The sequence below is a fragment of the Epilithonimonas mollis genome, assembly GCF_900142325.1.
GTDB lineage: Bacteria > Bacteroidota > Bacteroidia > Flavobacteriales > Weeksellaceae > Epilithonimonas > Epilithonimonas mollis.
Genome location: NZ_FRAM01000004.1, coordinates 53,059 through 69,111, shown reverse-complemented (window position 1 = coordinate 69,111; position 16,053 = coordinate 53,059). Strand labels below are relative to the sequence as shown.

15 protein-coding genes are annotated in these 16,053 nt (G+C 38.4%); 9 read left to right on the top strand and 6 right to left on the bottom strand.

Features of this window, described 5'->3' with window-relative positions:
* Window positions 1-124: 124 nt before the first annotated feature.
* Window positions 125-475, bottom strand: coding sequence for an arsenate reductase family protein (locus BUA97_RS14490; protein ID WP_072999565.1), 351 nt, complete (start codon window positions 473-475; stop codon window positions 125-127).
* 96 nt (window positions 476-571) lie between these two features.
* On the opposite strand from BUA97_RS14490, the gene BUA97_RS14485 reads away from it, so the two are divergent.
* From BUA97_RS14485 to trpA, 9 genes are all read left to right on the top strand, one after another.
* On the top strand, window positions 572-1,039 hold the full coding sequence (locus BUA97_RS14485; RefSeq protein ID WP_072999563.1) for an acyl-CoA thioesterase: 468 nt from the start codon (window positions 572-574) through the stop codon (window positions 1,037-1,039).
* 293 nt (window positions 1,040-1,332) lie between these two features.
* Window positions 1,333-2,751, top strand: a complete 1,419-nt coding sequence (locus BUA97_RS14480; protein ID WP_084081355.1) for an anthranilate synthase component I family protein — start codon at window positions 1,333-1,335, stop codon at window positions 2,749-2,751.
* 70 nt (window positions 2,752-2,821) lie between these two features.
* The gene (locus BUA97_RS14475) at window positions 2,822-3,412 is read left to right on the top strand and encodes an anthranilate synthase component II (RefSeq protein WP_073000096.1); all 591 of its coding nucleotides are present in this window, start codon (window positions 2,822-2,824) and stop codon (window positions 3,410-3,412) included.
* A gap of 63 nt (window positions 3,413-3,475) precedes the next feature.
* A complete protein-coding gene (trpD, locus tag BUA97_RS14470) occupies window positions 3,476-4,465 on the top strand; it encodes an anthranilate phosphoribosyltransferase (protein ID WP_072999560.1) in 990 nt (329 codons plus the stop codon).
* A gap of 65 nt (window positions 4,466-4,530) precedes the next feature.
* On the top strand, window positions 4,531-5,310 hold the full coding sequence (gene trpC / locus BUA97_RS14465) for an indole-3-glycerol phosphate synthase TrpC (RefSeq protein WP_072999558.1): 780 nt from the start codon (window positions 4,531-4,533) through the stop codon (window positions 5,308-5,310).
* 18 nt (window positions 5,311-5,328) lie between these two features.
* Entirely contained in the window at window positions 5,329-6,045 is a 717-nt protein-coding gene (locus tag BUA97_RS14460) for a phosphoribosylanthranilate isomerase (RefSeq protein ID WP_072999555.1), read from the top strand.
* Between the two features lie 103 nt (window positions 6,046-6,148).
* Complete coding sequence (locus BUA97_RS14455) at window positions 6,149-6,544, top strand: transposase (protein WP_221405667.1); 396 nt, start codon at window positions 6,149-6,151, stop codon at window positions 6,542-6,544.
* 88 nt (window positions 6,545-6,632) lie between these two features.
* On the top strand, window positions 6,633-7,820 hold the full coding sequence (gene trpB, locus BUA97_RS14450; protein ID WP_073000094.1) for a tryptophan synthase subunit beta: 1,188 nt from the start codon (window positions 6,633-6,635) through the stop codon (window positions 7,818-7,820).
* A gap of 83 nt (window positions 7,821-7,903) precedes the next feature.
* Entirely contained in the window at window positions 7,904-8,635 is a 732-nt protein-coding gene (trpA, locus tag BUA97_RS14445; RefSeq protein WP_072999553.1) for a tryptophan synthase subunit alpha, read from the top strand.
* Window positions 8,636-8,735: 100 nt separating this feature from the next.
* Here trpA and BUA97_RS14440 read toward each other — a convergent pair whose 3' ends face one another.
* From BUA97_RS14440 to BUA97_RS14420, 5 genes are all read right to left on the bottom strand, one after another.
* The gene (locus tag BUA97_RS14440; RefSeq protein ID WP_072999551.1) at window positions 8,736-9,080 is read right to left on the bottom strand and encodes a phage holin family protein; all 345 of its coding nucleotides are present in this window, start codon (window positions 9,078-9,080) and stop codon (window positions 8,736-8,738) included.
* 45 nt (window positions 9,081-9,125) lie between these two features.
* Window positions 9,126-9,749, bottom strand: a complete 624-nt coding sequence (locus BUA97_RS14435) for a peptide deformylase (RefSeq protein ID WP_084081354.1) — start codon at window positions 9,747-9,749, stop codon at window positions 9,126-9,128.
* A gap of 496 nt (window positions 9,750-10,245) precedes the next feature.
* Window positions 10,246-13,344, bottom strand: a complete 3,099-nt coding sequence (locus BUA97_RS14430) for an efflux RND transporter permease subunit (RefSeq protein ID WP_072999549.1) — start codon at window positions 13,342-13,344, stop codon at window positions 10,246-10,248.
* Window positions 13,345-13,664: 320 nt separating this feature from the next.
* Entirely contained in the window at window positions 13,665-14,747 is a 1,083-nt protein-coding gene (locus BUA97_RS14425) for an efflux RND transporter periplasmic adaptor subunit (protein WP_072999546.1), read from the bottom strand.
* A 4-nt stretch (window positions 14,748-14,751) separates the two neighbouring features.
* Window positions 14,752-15,999 (bottom strand): TolC family protein, encoded by a 1,248-nt coding sequence (locus BUA97_RS14420; protein ID WP_245795941.1) that lies wholly within the window; start codon window positions 15,997-15,999, stop codon window positions 14,752-14,754.
* Between the last annotated feature and the right edge of the window lie 54 nt (window positions 16,000-16,053).

Sequence of the window (16,053 nt, the reverse complement as noted above, 5' to 3'; positions counted from 1 at the left end):
CAAAAGTCACAAAAAACTGATGTGGAATTTACTTTTTAAGATTGCAAAAGTCAATATTATCAACTTATTTGTGCTTTTCGACATTACAAAAGCATCTAAATCTTTGTGACTTCTGTGGTTAAAACTATTTCTCAAAAATTGTACTGAGATTTTCAAGGTTCTTTTTATCATTTCCTGCAAAAACCTCTTTATCTGTGACAAAAACCGGGCGTTTCAAAAAACTGTAATGGTCTAGAATCAGCTTTTTAAAATCCTTTTCTTTCAAAGAACTCACATCAATTCCTCTTTCCTTGATTTGCGTCGATTTTTTGCTGAAAAGAGCTTCATAAGATTTCGTTTTGTCATACATTTCTTCCAGTTCCGCTTCCGTTATAGGTTGAGATTTGATTTCTCTTAGTTCCCATTCAGAAAGGTCAAGCGGCGACATTATTTTCTTGTTGGTGCCGCAGGTTTTGAGGTAGAATACTTTTTTCATACTTCAAATCTACGCACAAATAATCTGGAATTAAAATGTAACCTGTTAATTAAAATCCAAATTTTCTTTGCTATTTTTGATACAAATATCATTAGAATGGAAAACAAACCGGTTACATTTCAGTTTATTTCTGAACCGACAGATGTTAATTTTGGAGGCAATGTTCACGGCGGAAGCGTTATGAAATGGATTGATCAGGTCGGCTATGCCTGCGCCAGTAATTGGTCAGGAACTTATTGTGTTACGGTTTATGTGGGCGGAATCCGGTTTTATAAACCCATTAAAATAGGGGAAATTGTGAAGCTGGAATCCAAGGTGATTTTCACGGGTAATTCCAGTATGCATATTTCAATCGATGTATTTTCCAGGAATGTCAAGGAGAAAAAGTTTGAGAAACGAACGCATTGCATCATCGTTTTTGTGGCGGTTGATGAAAACGGAAAATCCGTAGAGGTTCCGAAATGGATTCCGGTTACAGAAAAAGAAATCCAAATGGAACAATACGCCATCAAACTCAAAGACCTGAGAAAAAATATTGAAGATGAGATGAAACCTTTCCTATAATTTTTTGAAAAAAACATTGCAGAATTAAAAATCATTTCTAAATTTGTCCCAATGAAACTTATGAACAACAAAAACTGGTGGTGGCTTTCAAACTCTTTGTCGGGTCTGAAACGATTATCGGTGTTCTAAAATTCTGAACTAACTATAACTCAATCATAATAAGACTTTGACAAATTTTGTTGAAGTCTTTTTTATTTTTAAGGCTTCGAGAGCCTAAGCCTGACAGAGATTGGTTTTCAAGAATTGTCATCCTGAGCAGAGTCGAAGGATTTTAGAAAAAAAATTTAAATAGTATGAAATTAAATAACATAATCAATATAAAAACTTCTGTTAAATCCCGTTTAGCAGACCTTTACACGCCAATTGGAATCTACCTTCGTCTTCGCGACCAGTTTCGTGACACAATTCTTCTGGAAAGTGCAGGAAACCAGAATTCTGAAAATTCGTTTTCTTTTATTTGCGTTAATGCGATTGCCGGAATCGAAATCAGAAATTATGATGAAGCTGAGCTTAAGTTCCCTCTCGAAAATCCTACAAGAATTAATCTGAAAAATGAAAAATTATCAGATTTGATGCAGGAATTCTCCAACTGTTTCCAATGCGAAAAACCAAATCACGAGATTGGAAAACAGGCTCAGGGATTTTTTGGATACACAAGTTATGATGCGATTCCTTTTTTTGAGAATATCAAATTCAAGGAACAGTCTGAAGACAATAAAATTCCGTTGATGCGTTACAGATTGTATCAATACGTGATTGCCATAAATCATCACAACGATGAAATGTTTTTGATTGAGAATAAAATCAATGGTTTGAAATCCGAATTATCGACACTGGAAAATATCATCAGCCAAAAAAATGCGCCGGTTTTTCCTTTCGAATTAACCTCAGAGGAAACTTCGAATTTGAAAGATGAAGAGTTTTTGGAATCGGTGGAATTTGCGAAGAAATATTGTTTCCGTGGAGATGTTTTCCAGTTGGTTTTGAGCAGAAGATTTGAACAGAAATTCCAGGGTGACGAGTTCAATGTTTATCGTGCTTTGCGGAATATAAATCCTTCGCCTTATTTATTTTTCTTCGATTATGGCGATTATAAATTGATGGGTTCCAGCCCGGAAAGTCAGTTGATTATCAAAAACGGAAAAGCAATCATTCATCCGATTGCAGGCACTTTCAGACGAACCGGAAACATCGAAAAAGATTTGGAATCCGCAGAAGAACTCAAAAAAGACCCGAAAGAAAATGCGGAACACACGATGTTGGTAGATTTGGCAAGAAACGATTTGAGCATTCACGGGAAAAATACAACGGTTTCCAAACTGAAGGAAATTCATTTCTTTTCTCACGTGATTCATATGGTTTCCGAAGTCCTAACCGATGTTAAGGAAGACCAAAATCCATACGAAATGATTGCAACCACTTTCCCACAAGGCACTTTGAGTGGCGCTCCAAAATACCGCGCAATGCAATTAATTGACGAACACGAAAAAACTTCCAGAAGTTATTACGCAGGTTGTATCGGCTTTGTCGGCTTTGACGGCAGTTGCAATCAGGCAATTATGATTCGGACTTTCCTGAGTAAAAACAACACTTTATTCTACCAGGCCGGAGCAGGAATCACCGCAAAATCTGTCGCAGAAAGCGAACTTCAGGAAGTTAATAATAAATTGAACGCACTTAAAAGCGCAATAAAAAAAGCAGTAAATCTATAACGCACTTTTGTCATTCTGTAAGAATCTAAGCAGTCTAGATTCCTACGGAATGACAATTAAAATTTACAAAATGAAAAATAGCATAAAACCATCAACCAAAATTTTGGTGTTTGACAATTACGACAGTTTCACATACAATCTCGTTCAAATCATAGAGCAGATTGTTGACGAGAAAGTAGATGTTTATAGAAATGACCAGATTCCGTTGGAAGACATTGAAAAATACGATAAAATAATTCTTTCACCCGGTCCGGGAATTCCGGAAGAAGCAGGCATTTTGTTAGATGTGATTAAGAAATATGCGCCAACGAAATCCATTTTCGGCGTTTGTTTGGGACAACAAGCAATTGCAGAAGCTTTTGGAGGAAGTTTAATTAATCTTTCCGAAATTTATCACGGCGTGGCAACTGAAGCCACTCAAACCAATGAACATAAGATTTTCAACGATCTTCCTGAAACTTTGGAAGTTGGACGCTATCATTCCTGGGCAGTTAATCCCGATGATTTTCCAGATGAATTAGAAATTACAAGTGTTGACAAAAACGGAATGATAATGAGTCTGAAACACAAATCTTATGATGTTCACGCTGTCCAATATCACCCGGAAAGTATTTTGACGCCTGATGGAAAACAGATTTTAGAAAACTTTTTAAATGGTTGACAGTTGCTTGTTGTCAGTTGATAGAAAACCGACAACCATCAACCATCAACTAACAACTATATTATGAAACAAATCCTACAATACCTTTTCAATCACCAGACTTTGACGAAAGCCGAAGCCAAAGCGATTCTGATTGAAATTTCACAAAATAAATTCAACGAAAGCGAGGTCATTTCGTTTATTACCGTTTTCTTAATGAGAACAATTACGCTCGAAGAACTCACCGGTTTCCGCGAAGCGTTGTTGCAATTGGCGAAACCAGTCGATTTGGGAACCAAAGATTTGGTCGATATCGTCGGAACTGGTGGCGACGGAAAAAACACCTTCAACATCTCGACTTTGGCGAGTTTTATCGTTGCAGGAACTGGGCAAAAAGTTACGAAACAAGGCAATTACGGCGCATCTTCTATTTCTGGTTCGTCTAATGTTTTGGAAGAATTGGGCTACCAATTTAAAGATAATTCCGAAGATTTGAAAGCCGATTTGGAAAAAGGAAACATCTGTTTTCTGCACGCACCGCTTTTTCATCCCGCTTTGAAATCCGTTGCGCCTTTCAGAAAACAGCTCGGTTTGAAGACTTTTTTCAATCTTTTGGGACCGTTGGTCAATCCTGCACGTCCTGATTTTACGATGATTGGCGTGGCAAATCTCGAAATTGCAAGAGTCTATCAATATCTTTTACAGAAGCAGAAAAGCGAGTTTATGCTCGTTCACGCTTTGGATGGTTACGACGAAATTTCTTTGACAGGCGATACCAAAATTTTTAATAAATCTGGTGAAAAAATCTATTCCGCTGAGGATTTGAAATTCAAAAATATTGCCCCAGAAAGTATTTTCGGAGGCAATACAAAAGAAGAAGCTTCCAAAATTTTTCTTCAAATCTTGGAAGGAAAAGGAACTGAAGAACAAAATTCAGTTGTTCTCGCCAATGCTTCAATTGCTTTGCAAAACACCGGAAAGTTTGGAAATTATGACGATTGTTTAACGTTGGCAAAAGAAAGTTTAGAAAGCGGAAAAGCTTTGAAATCGCTTCGCTCAATTATTACTGATTAATTGTTAATGATTAGCTGAAAAATATTATTTAACAATCAATAATTTACAATTGATAATTATTAAAAATGAACATCCTAGATAAAATCATCGAACGGAAAAAACAGGAAATTGCAGATGCCAAATCCAAAATTTCTATTGAAAAACTGAAAGATTCAGAGTTTTTTGGAAGGTCAACTTTTTCGTTAAGAGAAACCATCAAAACAAAATCCGGAATTATCGCCGAGTTCAAAAGACAATCGCCAAGCAAAGGCATTATCAATGATCAAGTTTCACCTTTGGAAGTCGTTTCTCAATATGAAAAATTCGGAGCAATCGCAGTTTCAATTTTGACGGATAAAGATTTTTTCGGTGGAAGTTTTGATGATGTTTTGAGTGTTCGAAATCACATCAACATTCCGATTTTAAGGAAGGATTTTATGATTGATGAATACCAATTTTACGAAGCAAAATCAATCGGAGCCGATGTTATTTTATTGATTGCATCTTGTCTTTCTCCAATTCAGGTTTCAGAATTTACAGAATTGGCGCATTCACTAGATCTTGAAGTTTTGTTGGAAATCCATTCCAAAGATGAACTGAAATACATCAATAAAAATGTTGATTTTGTAGGCATCAACAACAGAAATTTGAAAGATTTTAAAGTGGATTTGCAACATTCTGTAGATTTGAAAAACCAACTTCCAAACGATATTTTGTCAGTTGCAGAAAGCGGAATTTATAACGAAGAAGATTTCAAATTCTTGAAAGAAAAAGGCTTCGAAGGTTTTCTGATGGGCGAATATTTCATGAAAAATGAAAATCCGGGACAAAAATTTGGAGAATTTATTTCTAATGTAACAGTCTAACAGTTTATCAACATAACAATGTCTGAAAACCAACAACTATCAACCAACAACTATCAACCAAAACTAAAAGTTTGCGGCTTGACAAAACTCAACCAAATTCAGGAATTAATTTCTATGAAGATTGATTATCTTGGCTTTATTTTCTACGAAAAATCGCCAAGATATGTTCTGAATCATTTGAATTTGAACCAAATTTCTGAAATTAATCATCAAGGAAAAGTTGGTGTTTTTGTGAATGAAAATTTAGAAAAAATTGTTGAAATTTCAGAGAAGGCAAAACTCAATTTCATCCAGCTTCACGGCGATGAAAATGATGATTATATTCTGGAATTAAGACAAAAATTAAATCCTGAAATTGGAATTATAAAAGTTATAAGAGTTGGAAGTCAGAAGTCAGAAGTCAGAAGAGAAATAGGAAAAGTCTTCGACCACGCTCAGACTGACAACCAAAAACCAACAACCATCAACTACCTTTTGTTCGATACCGATTCTAAAGCATTTGGTGGAACAGGGAAAACATTCGATTGGAATATACTGAATGAAATAGAAATCCCGATTCCCTATTTTTTAAGCGGCGGAATTTCATTGGATAATATCCATCAACTGTCAATCATCAAACACCAACCAATTGCGCTCGATATCAATTCTAAATTTGAAATTGAGCCGGGAAATAAAGATTTAGAAAAAATAAAACGTTTTGTAAATTTATTAAACAGTCCCAAAGGGACGACTTAATACAGAATAGGATAAAATCCTATATAAAAAATACAAATTGGAATAATGCCACAATCTCTAGTTAAAAATTACATTCATATCATTTTTAGTACGAAATATAGAAATGATTTTTATTGATGATACTATCGAAAATGAACTATTTGCTTACATTGGTTCGGTTTGTAAACAATTTGAAAGCACAGCAGTCCAAATCGGAGGAACAGATAATCACATTCATATTCTTTGCTTGCTCTCTAGGAAAATTGCATTGATGAAATTAGTACAAGAAATAAAAGCACATTCTTCGAAATGGATTAAAGCAAAAGGTAAAAAGTATGAATCTTTCTTTTGGCAAGACGGTTACGGAGCATTTTCAGTTAGCCCAAATAATATTTTTGCTGTGAAAAATTATATTAAAAATCAGTGGGAACATCATAAAAACTATGATTTCAAAAAAGAACTAGTCAGTTATTATAAAAAATATAGAATCGAGTATGATGAAAAATATCTTTGGGATTAAATTACAATTAATTCAAATGCGAATAGGATAGGATTGCATCCTATTCTTTATTAAATCGCCACTTTGTGGCTAAATAAAAATGAAAAATATGAACTACCAAAACCCAGATAAAAACGGTTATTACGGCGATTTCGGAGGCGCTTTTGTCCCAGAAATGCTTTACCCAAACGTTGCCGAATTACAGGAACAATACATCCAAATCATCGAATCAGAAGAATTCCAAGCGGAATTTCAGGATTTACTGAAAGATTATGTTGGGCGCGCTACTCCACTCTATTTTGCGAAAAATCTGAGCGAAAAATATCAGACTCAGATTTATCTGAAAAGAGAAGATCTCAATCACACCGGAGCACACAAAATCAACAATGCTCTTGGGCAGGCGTTGCTGGCAAAGAAATTAGGAAAACACAGAATAATCGCCGAAACCGGCGCCGGACAACACGGCGTTGCAACAGCAACTGCTTGTGCTTTATTAGGTTTGGAATGCATTGTATATATGGGCGAAATCGATATTCAAAGACAAGCACCAAACGTTGCCCGAATGAAAATGCTGGGCGCAACTGTGATTCCTGCAACGTCGGGTTCAAAAACATTGAAAGACGCAGTGAATGAAGCCTTGAGAGATTGGATTAACAATCCATCTACAACACATTATATTATTGGAAGTGTGGTTGGTCCGCATCCGTTTCCGGATTTGGTGGCGAGATTCCAAAGTGTGATTTCAAAGGAAATCAAAGAACAACTAAATGAAAAAATCGGTAGAGAAAATCCGGATTATGTCATCGCTTGCGTGGGTGGCGGAAGTAATGCGGCCGGAACTTTTTATCATTTCGTGAACGAGGAAAATGTAAAATTAATTGCGGCTGAAGCTGGCGGTTTGGGTGTCCATTCAGGTAAATCTGCTGCAACAACTTTTTTGGGAACCATTGGGATTTTACACGGAAGCCAGAGTTTGGTGATGCAAACTGAAGACGGACAAGTAACAGAGCCACATTCCATTTCAGCAGGTCTGGATTATCCCGGAATTGGGCCGATGCACGCCAATTTATTCAGAACCAGCCGTGCGGAGTTTTTTAGTATTAATGATGATGAAGCTTTGAAATGCGCTTTTGAACTGACAAAAATAGAAGGCATTATTCCGGCTTTAGAAAGTGCGCACGCTTTGGCAGTTTTGGACAAGAAGAAATTTGAGAAAGATGATGTGGTTGTGATTTGTCTTTCTGGCCGTGGTGATAAGGATATGGAAACTTATTTGAAAAATTTGGTTGACAGTTGATAGTTTTTGGTTGATGGCTGTTAAAGCTGTCATATATTAAACTTTTAACTATCAACTGACAACCAACAACAATTAACAAACTTATGAAAAAACTAAACATATATTTCACAGCAGGAATTCCAAAGCTGGAAGATACGGGAAAAATTGCCAAACTAATTCAGGATTCTGGAGCAGATATGATGGAAATCGGGATTCCTTATTCTGATCCTGTTGCAGATGGACCTGTGATTCAGGATGCACATTCTTTGGCTCTGAAAAATGGAATGTCAATCAAAAAACTATTCGAACAATTGGCTGAAATCAAAGAATCTGTGACGATTCCGAAAATACTGATGGGCTATCTGAATCCCGTTATTCAATTTGGATTTGAGAACTTTTGTCAGAAATGTGCAGAAGTAGGCGTTTCAGGACTGATTATTCCGGATTTGCCACCCGTTGCCTTTGAAAAACATTATGGCGAAATCCTGAAAAAATACAAACTTAATTTCACTTTCCTTGTGACGCCGGAAACTTCAGAAAAGCGCATCAGATATTTGGATTCTTTGAGTTCGGGATTTTTGTACGCCGTGAGTTCCTCATCTACAACAGGAAACGCAAATGCAGTTTTGAAAAACGAAGACTATCTGGACAGACTGGCTTTATTGAATTTGAAAAATCCTGTTTTTATTGGTTTTGGAATAAAGGATAAATCTGATTTTGAGAATGTGACGGAAAAAGCGAAAGGCGGAATTATCGGGACTGCTTTTGTGAAGATTCTATTGGAGAATGAAGATTGGGAAGCGAAAGGAAGAGAATTCATCAAAGGAATTAAATAAGAATTCTCGCAGATTCAATTATCTGCAAAATCAGCTCAATCTGCTGGAAATAAATTCAAATAAAAAAAGAGTTTCAAATAACTGAAACTCTTTTTAATTTTTAATCGTTGCTTTCAAAAATGGTTGAGAAAGCGGATGTCACCAGCGACAGCAGAATACTGAATAACAGTGCCCACCAGAAGCCGTCAACCTGCATGCTTCCCATAACGTATGCGGCCAGCATAATAATTAATGCATTGATAACGAATGAAAACAAACCAAGTGTCAGGATCGTGATCGGTAACGACAGGATTGATAGAACTGGCTTGACAACCAGGTTCAGAAGTCCCAATACGATCGCAAAAATAATGGTTGCGCCAAAGCTGTCAAAGTGTACGCCTGAAAGGATTTTGCTGAGCAAAAAAGCTGATATGGCGGTAATCAGCAAACGGATAATAAAGTTCATAGTTTGATGTTTTATTGATTGCTATTCTCTATTCAAAAACCAGACCTAATTCTTGATTTTCTGATAAACTTTCACTTCTTTGTATTGGATATCTTTCTCTTTCTCCAGCTTGTCAGGAATCAGAATTCCCGAAAGATGGTCTGTCTCATGCTGGAAAATCACAGCAGTGAAGCCTTCCACCATCTCATCATGCTTCTTGTTACTCAGGTCATAGTACTCCAGGCGGATGCTGTAACTTCTGTAAAAAGCATCCCGGAAATTCTCGATGGACAGGTCGCCTTCCGGACCTTTGTTCAGCAGTTCCGACCGCCATAATATTACGGGATTGATGAAATACTCTACCGGATAATCGGGTTTATCAAACCGCTGAACCAGGATCACCCGCCTGTTGATCCCAACCTGCGGGGCAGCGATGCCCACGCCGCCGTCTGTTGCAGCCAGAGTCCGCTTCATCCGGTCAATCAGGACGGGAAGTGTTTTATCTTTTGGCGATATCTCCTCCGACTGTGCCAGTAAAATCCTGTGCTGCTCTATATTATCCGTTTGGTAGATTGGCAGTGCAGTTGCCAAATCGCCTGCCAGGATCAAATCTTTTTCTTCCTTAGAAAACTTCTGAGAAAATCCGCTGATACCAGCAAACAGTAACAACAGAAAAGTAAAGTTCCGCATAGTTTTATTTTATGACCAAAGATAAGAATTAGAACAATCAAACGAATGACTGGAGCATCTTTATCCGCCTTCCGATGTCAAACGTTCATCAATTCGAATAAAAACAAATGAAAATCAGGGACATACCGCATACACATCGCCGGTTGGAAATTGAGGATTTTGAATGAAATGCAGTACAAAATCTAAGCTGTTTCAAAGCTGGAAAATGACCTTCGTCAAGTCCTATGGATAGGACGTTTGCAGAGGGCATCGAAAACAACTTGATGTTTTCATAAAAAGGTCAAGTTGTTTTATTGAAAACGTCTTGATGTTTTTATCAAAACATAAAGACCTTTTCGGAAACTCATCAAAATGAAAACAAAAACGTTCCCTCAGAAATAATCGAAGGGAACGCCAATAGAGAGAAAAATAAACAACTGTAAATTGTTCTGTTGGTATGGACTTCAAGAGCATCAGCCTGATAAAACCAAATGTCACACCGGGAGTCCTGGAGTTTTTAGTTAATGGCTTCATTTTTTCTCCTGTTGAAAATCCAGAAGATAATCGGGAAAATAAGAAGCGTAAGAACAGTCGCAGTAATCAATCCGCCAATAATGACAATCGCCAGAGGTTTCTGAGATTCGGATCCGATTCCTGTGGAAAGTGCAGCAGGAAGCAAACCGATGGAGGCCATCAAAGCGGTCATTACTACGGGTCTTGTGCGCACTTTCACGCCTTCCATTATTGAATGATCTAATGATAATCCTTTCTTGACATTCGTATGGAATTCTGAAATCAAAATCACACCATTCTGGATACAAATCCCTATCAGGGCAATCATCCCGACTCCTGCCGAAATCCCGAAATTCATATGCGTCAAATGCAGGGCGATGATAGCGCCAATCAAAGCAAAAGGAACATTGGCTAAAACCAAAAGCGAATCTTTCATATTCCCAAACAGGATGAACAACAGGAAGAAAATCCCCAAAATACTGATTGGAACAACCTGAGCCAATCGGTTAGTCGCTCTCTGCTGATTTTCAAATTGTCCTGTCCAGCCAATCTTGTAACCATCCGGCAATTTGATTTTGTCCACTTTCTTCTGAGCATCGGCGATGGTTCCACCCAAATCCCGGTCACGAATCGAGAACTTAACCCCGATGTAACGTTTGATATCATCCCGGTAGATGAACGCCGCGCCATTTTCCTTTTCAAGCGTGCTAATCTCCTTCAGCGGAATTTTTGCACCGTCCTGCGTTGGCACCATCAGGGACGAAATATCCTCTTCGTTCTTTCTGTAATCCTCGGCATAACGCAGTCTGATAGGGAATTTTCTTTCGCCGTCAAACATTTCGGACGCTGTTTTTCCACCGAAAGCCATTTCCAGAACCGCCTGAGCATCGGCAGGCAAAACACCATAAGCGGCCATTTTGTTTCTGTCCAAAACCACACTGATCTCGGGCTGACCAATATTTTTAATGATTCCTGGTTCTTTGACACCGTCCACATCTTTGATAGATACCAGGACTTCCTCTGCCAACCTGTCCAAAGTGTGAAGGTTGTCGCCATGGATTTTGATTCCGTTTTCTGCTTTGAAACCAGCGACAGCTTCGGCCACATTATCGGAAATCGGTTGGGAATAATTGTAGGTAATTCCCTGGTAGTTCTTTAGCTTCTTATCAATTTCTTCCACCAGTTCATCATAGGTAATTTTCCGTTTCCATTCCTCTTTTGGCTGGAGACTCACTGCAAACTGCACGAATCCGAAACCATTCGGGTCGGTTCCGTCATTACTCCTTCCCGTCTGTGCGAGAACACCCGTGACTTCCGGGAAACTCATAATATCTTTCTTCAAGATATCTGCGGTTTTAAGCGATTCTTTGAGGGATGAACTCATCGGCATCTCTGCGGTAATCCAGAGTGAACCTTCATTCAGCTGCGGTAAAAATTCAGTTCCTAAGAACTTAGCCGAGAATAAGGTCACCGCCAGAACTGCAGTGGATATCAACAAACTGACTTTTTTATATTTGAATGTGAACTTCAGACCTTTCATCACATACTTGTCCCAGAAATTCACGAATGGGTTATTCTTTTCCTTCACATTCTTCTTTAATAACAAATGGGACATCACGGGAACCAACGTCAGTGTGAATATCAATGCGCCGAGCAAAGCGAAACCTAGTGTAAATGCCAATGGCGAGAACATTTTGCCCTCCACTTTCTGGAAAGAAAATATCGGCAGCAATGAAGTGATGATGATTAATTTTGAGAAGAAAATCGCTTTTCCCAGTCCGGTTCCGGTTTGCTTTATCCAGCCTGCTTTCGCCATTTTGTTGAAGCGTTCCATTCCGTATTTGTGGGCTTTGTGGTCGAGCATTACGAATAATCCTTCGACCATCACGACGGCTCCATCAATGATAATCCCGAAATCTACGGCTCCTAATGACAACAAGTTGGCACTCATACCAGCCATCCTCAGACAGAAAAATGCAAACAACAGTGACAACGGAATGATGATGGAAACTATCAAAGTGGTTCGCCAGTCTGCCATAAAAATCAGGACAATCACGGTTACCAGAATAATACCTTCCAACAAGTTGTGCATTACCGTTTTGGTTGTGAAATCCATCAGATTCTGACGGTCATAGAAGGTTTTCATCTTCACATCTTTGGGAAGAATCTTGGTGTTCAGTTCGTTGATTTTGTCTTTGACGGCAAGGAGAACTTCCTGCGCGTTCTCACCTTTTCTCATTACCACAATTCCTTCCACGGTATCCGCTTCATTGTTCAAAGAAGCCTGACCAACTCTTGGTAAACTGCCCTCGTGAACATCAGCTACATTCTTAACAAGGATTGGATTTCCGCCGTCATTGTGAATGGTAATGTTTTCGATATCCGAAATGGATTTGACCAAACCAATTCCCCGAACGACATAAGCCTGACCACTTTTTTCGATAACATCACCACCGACATTCAGGTTGCTGTTGGTGACGGCTTCCAAAACTTCGGAAGGTGTCAGATTATACTTGTCTAGTTTTCTTGGGTCGATACTCAGCTCGAAAACTTTGTCCTGCCCACCGAAAACATTGACATCGGCAACGCCGGGAACACTTCGGAGCGCCCGATCGACCACCCAGGTTTGTAAGGTTAAAAGGTCTCTGGAATCCCGGTCTTTGCTTTCTAATGTGTATCGGTAAATCTCGCCGGTTGGTCCGTACGGAGGCTGAACTTCCGGGTCAATGTCTTCCGGTAAACTTACCGTTCGGAGTTGATTATTGACCATATTTCTGGCAAAAATATCGTCTACACCATCTTCAAATAAAATCTTGACGATGGAAAGCCCGAACATCGTCGTACTTCGGACGCTGGTTTTCTTCTGAACAGGACTCATTGCCAGCTCGATTGGTGTGGTCACGAAACGTTCTACTTCTTCGGCGCTGCGCCCGTTCCATTGGGTGATAATGACGATTTGGGTGTTTGTAACATCCGGAAATGCTTCAATCGGCATATTCTTGAAACTGATGAATCCCGCAACCGCCAATATTGCGACCCAAATGAAGGTAAAGGCTTTATTCTTGAGAGAAAATCCGATGATGTTTTTGATGAATTTGTTCATATTTTATATTTAATCACAGGTCAAAACTGTGGTTATTAAAATTGAATCCTTCGGATTCGGTATGTGTTTGATTCGGTTTCCATAGGTTGCACCTACGGCATTAATATTGAATCCTTCAGATTCGGATGGAACTATGATTCCGTATATAATATCCAATACCTTGTATCCATAGGTTTCACCTACGGCTATTGATATTAAACCCGATCGGGTTTGTCGAATAAAGATTTAAATATCTATTAATAATGAAGTTCAATATATGTTAGAGATTAAAAGAGAATTATTGTAAGACTATCATCTTTTCTCTACTATCTATCATCTTCTTAATTATTTAAAGAACGGTAAATCAACAGTTGATTGGTGGTTACGATGGTTTCGCCTTCGGAAAGTCCTGATGTGATGTAGGTATTTTCTGCATTTTGCTTCAGGATTTTGATCTCTTTGACTTTGATGTCTGCCTGCGTTTTATAAACCACAACAAAATATCGGTTGTCATCAAAAATCACTGCGCTGGACGGGATTGCCAAAGCCATTTCATTTTCCGCAGACGACACTCGGATGGTCGCTTTACTTTCCGGAATCAATAAACCTTGCGTGTTATCCAGCACTACTCTGGCTTGCATCGCATTGGTCGCTGGATCTATGATTTTAAAAATCTTATCAATCTTACCATAAAAAACCTTGTCCGGATAAGACAATGTAGAAACCTGAGCCTTCATTCCAAGGTTGATTTTATCGATGTCAGCCTCATTCACATTCATAATGGCCCAGACATTTTTGGTATTGGCAACATCGAAGATATTTTCGCTTCGGTCGCTTCTGAGTTCCATATCTTTATTGATATCCTTATGAACAATGAAACCGTTGATTGGCGAAATCACACTGTAGATATTTCCTTTTTTCACATTGTAAACCGTGCTCACAGCATTGGAACGCTGAACGGCATCTTTTGCTCTTTGCACATCAGCCTGTGCTTCTTTGATGTCTTTTTCGGTGTTCAGTTTTCCTTCGTACATTTCTTTTGCAACACGCAGATTGTTTTCTGCGACACGCAAATCGGTCTTTGCATCGCTCACGTCTTTCTGAACATCAGCCAATTCTGTACTTCTGATGGTTGCCAAGACCTGACCTTTATGCACATAATCGCCTAATTCCACATTCACGCTCAGCACGTTACCGCCTACCAAAGGGAAAATGTCAATGTAAGTGTTTTTATCTGCCGAGATTTTTCCATAGAAACTGAATTCATCTTCAATGAATTTTTTCTCTACTTTGGCGAATGTTGTAGATTTCAGCATCGTTTGGCTCAACTCAAAACCTTTTGCTTCATCCTTTACTATTTCTTCTTTTTTAGAACAAGAAGACAGGCTTATAGCGAGGATAACTGGAATAATAATATTTTTCATACGTTTAATAAAAGATTTTGGTTTGCACTAATTGATTGATTTCTTCGGCAGAAATCATAATCTGTTTCTTCATTTCGTAAACCTGCAAAACGGTTTGCCTGTAACTCTCCAGGAAGTCTGTGAAATCCATCAGGCTGATGTTTCCGCTTCGGAAGTTTTTCAGAATGCCGTTGTAAACCGTATCCAGGTTTTCCATATCCACAGGTTTCAATTCGTAATATTGATCATATTGATTTTTCCAGGTCTGATATACCGATTCCACCTGAGTTTGGAGATTCAGTTTTTGATATTCTAAGTTTTTCTCATTTTGCTGAATCGCATATTTCGCCTTTTCTACATTCCCTTTATTCGATTGCCACAGCGGTATCGGAATTCCGATTTTCAAATTGACCTCATTATTGAAAGTTCCTGAGGCCTGGTCATATTCGGCGCCAAGATTAAGGTCTGGAATGTTCAGTGATTTTTGCCATTGTGCGTAAAGCTTGCTGTTCTCAATCAGTTTTACTTGGTAGAGATAATCTGCATTGTTTTCTAAAGCTTTGCTTTTCAGGACTTCAACATCTCCGAAAGGCTGAGAAATCAAAATCTCATTCTCTTCTGCTTTGGGAATATTGGGTAAAATACTTTCTGTATTTCCAGTCAGGACTTTCATCTTTTGCTGAAAAGCCAGTATGTTATTATTGATTTCAATTTTATCATTATTCAGCTGAATAACAATACTTTGAAGTCTTACATAATCTTTAAGAGAAACATTCCCTTTGTCTGTCTGCGTTTTGTAAGCCGACAAAAGGTCGTTCATATATTTCAATTGATTTTGTATACTAATCTGCTTTTTCTGCTCATAAATCAGATTGTAATAAGTTTGTCTCAATTCGGTTTTCAGATCCACCAAGAGTTGACTGAATTGCAGTTGTGATAATTCTTTGTTTGATTTGGCGAATTGGATTTCATTTTTCTTTTTCCCACCCAGATAAATCAGTTGTGTTATTTCTACACCTTTCGCTCTTGTTACATCAAAAACTCTTTTATCCTGAGGGTTGATCGCATTCACATAACCTTCGATTTGTGGAAGTTCCCAGATTTTTGCCTGAATAATATCGGCGTCTGCCATATTGATATTGTACTGCGCAGCAAGAAGTTGGAGGTTGTTTTTTTGAAATGCGAGTTCGCAATCCTGAAGAGACATCTGCTGCTGTCCGGACAGACATACAAATGCCGAAACGGATAACACCAGCGTTGTTGTTTTAGTCATTCTTATCTCGTTTTGGTGATGCAAAGGTGGTTTTCTGAGATTAAAACGGACTTA

What these genes read in the sequence shown, in the direction of transcription:
- BUA97_RS14490 (WP_072999565.1), bottom strand. Translation starts at nt 475, where the DNA reads ATGAAAAAAGTATTCTACCTCAAAACCTGCGGCACCAACAAGAAAATA.
- BUA97_RS14485 (WP_072999563.1), top strand. Translation starts at nt 572, where the DNA reads ATGGAAAACAAACCGGTTACATTTCAGTTTATTTCTGAACCGACAGAT.
- BUA97_RS14480 (WP_084081355.1), top strand. Translation starts at nt 1,333, where the DNA reads ATGAAATTAAATAACATAATCAATATAAAAACTTCTGTTAAATCCCGT.
- BUA97_RS14475 (WP_073000096.1), top strand. Translation starts at nt 2,822, where the DNA reads ATGAAAAATAGCATAAAACCATCAACCAAAATTTTGGTGTTTGACAAT.
- trpD (WP_072999560.1), top strand. Translation starts at nt 3,476, where the DNA reads ATGAAACAAATCCTACAATACCTTTTCAATCACCAGACTTTGACGAAA.
- trpC (WP_072999558.1), top strand. Translation starts at nt 4,531, where the DNA reads ATGAACATCCTAGATAAAATCATCGAACGGAAAAAACAGGAAATTGCA.
- BUA97_RS14460 (WP_072999555.1), top strand. Translation starts at nt 5,329, where the DNA reads ATGTCTGAAAACCAACAACTATCAACCAACAACTATCAACCAAAACTA.
- BUA97_RS14455 (WP_221405667.1), top strand. Translation starts at nt 6,149, where the DNA reads ATGATTTTTATTGATGATACTATCGAAAATGAACTATTTGCTTACATT.
- trpB (WP_073000094.1), top strand. Translation starts at nt 6,633, where the DNA reads ATGAACTACCAAAACCCAGATAAAAACGGTTATTACGGCGATTTCGGA.
- trpA (WP_072999553.1), top strand. Translation starts at nt 7,904, where the DNA reads ATGAAAAAACTAAACATATATTTCACAGCAGGAATTCCAAAGCTGGAA.
- BUA97_RS14440 (WP_072999551.1), bottom strand. Translation starts at nt 9,080, where the DNA reads ATGAACTTTATTATCCGTTTGCTGATTACCGCCATATCAGCTTTTTTG.
- BUA97_RS14435 (WP_084081354.1), bottom strand. Translation starts at nt 9,749, where the DNA reads ATGCGGAACTTTACTTTTCTGTTGTTACTGTTTGCTGGTATCAGCGGA.
- BUA97_RS14430 (WP_072999549.1), bottom strand. Translation starts at nt 13,344, where the DNA reads ATGAACAAATTCATCAAAAACATCATCGGATTTTCTCTCAAGAATAAA.
- BUA97_RS14425 (WP_072999546.1), bottom strand. Translation starts at nt 14,747, where the DNA reads ATGAAAAATATTATTATTCCAGTTATCCTCGCTATAAGCCTGTCTTCT.
- BUA97_RS14420 (WP_245795941.1), bottom strand. Translation starts at nt 15,999, where the DNA reads ATGACTAAAACAACAACGCTGGTGTTATCCGTTTCGGCATTTGTATGT.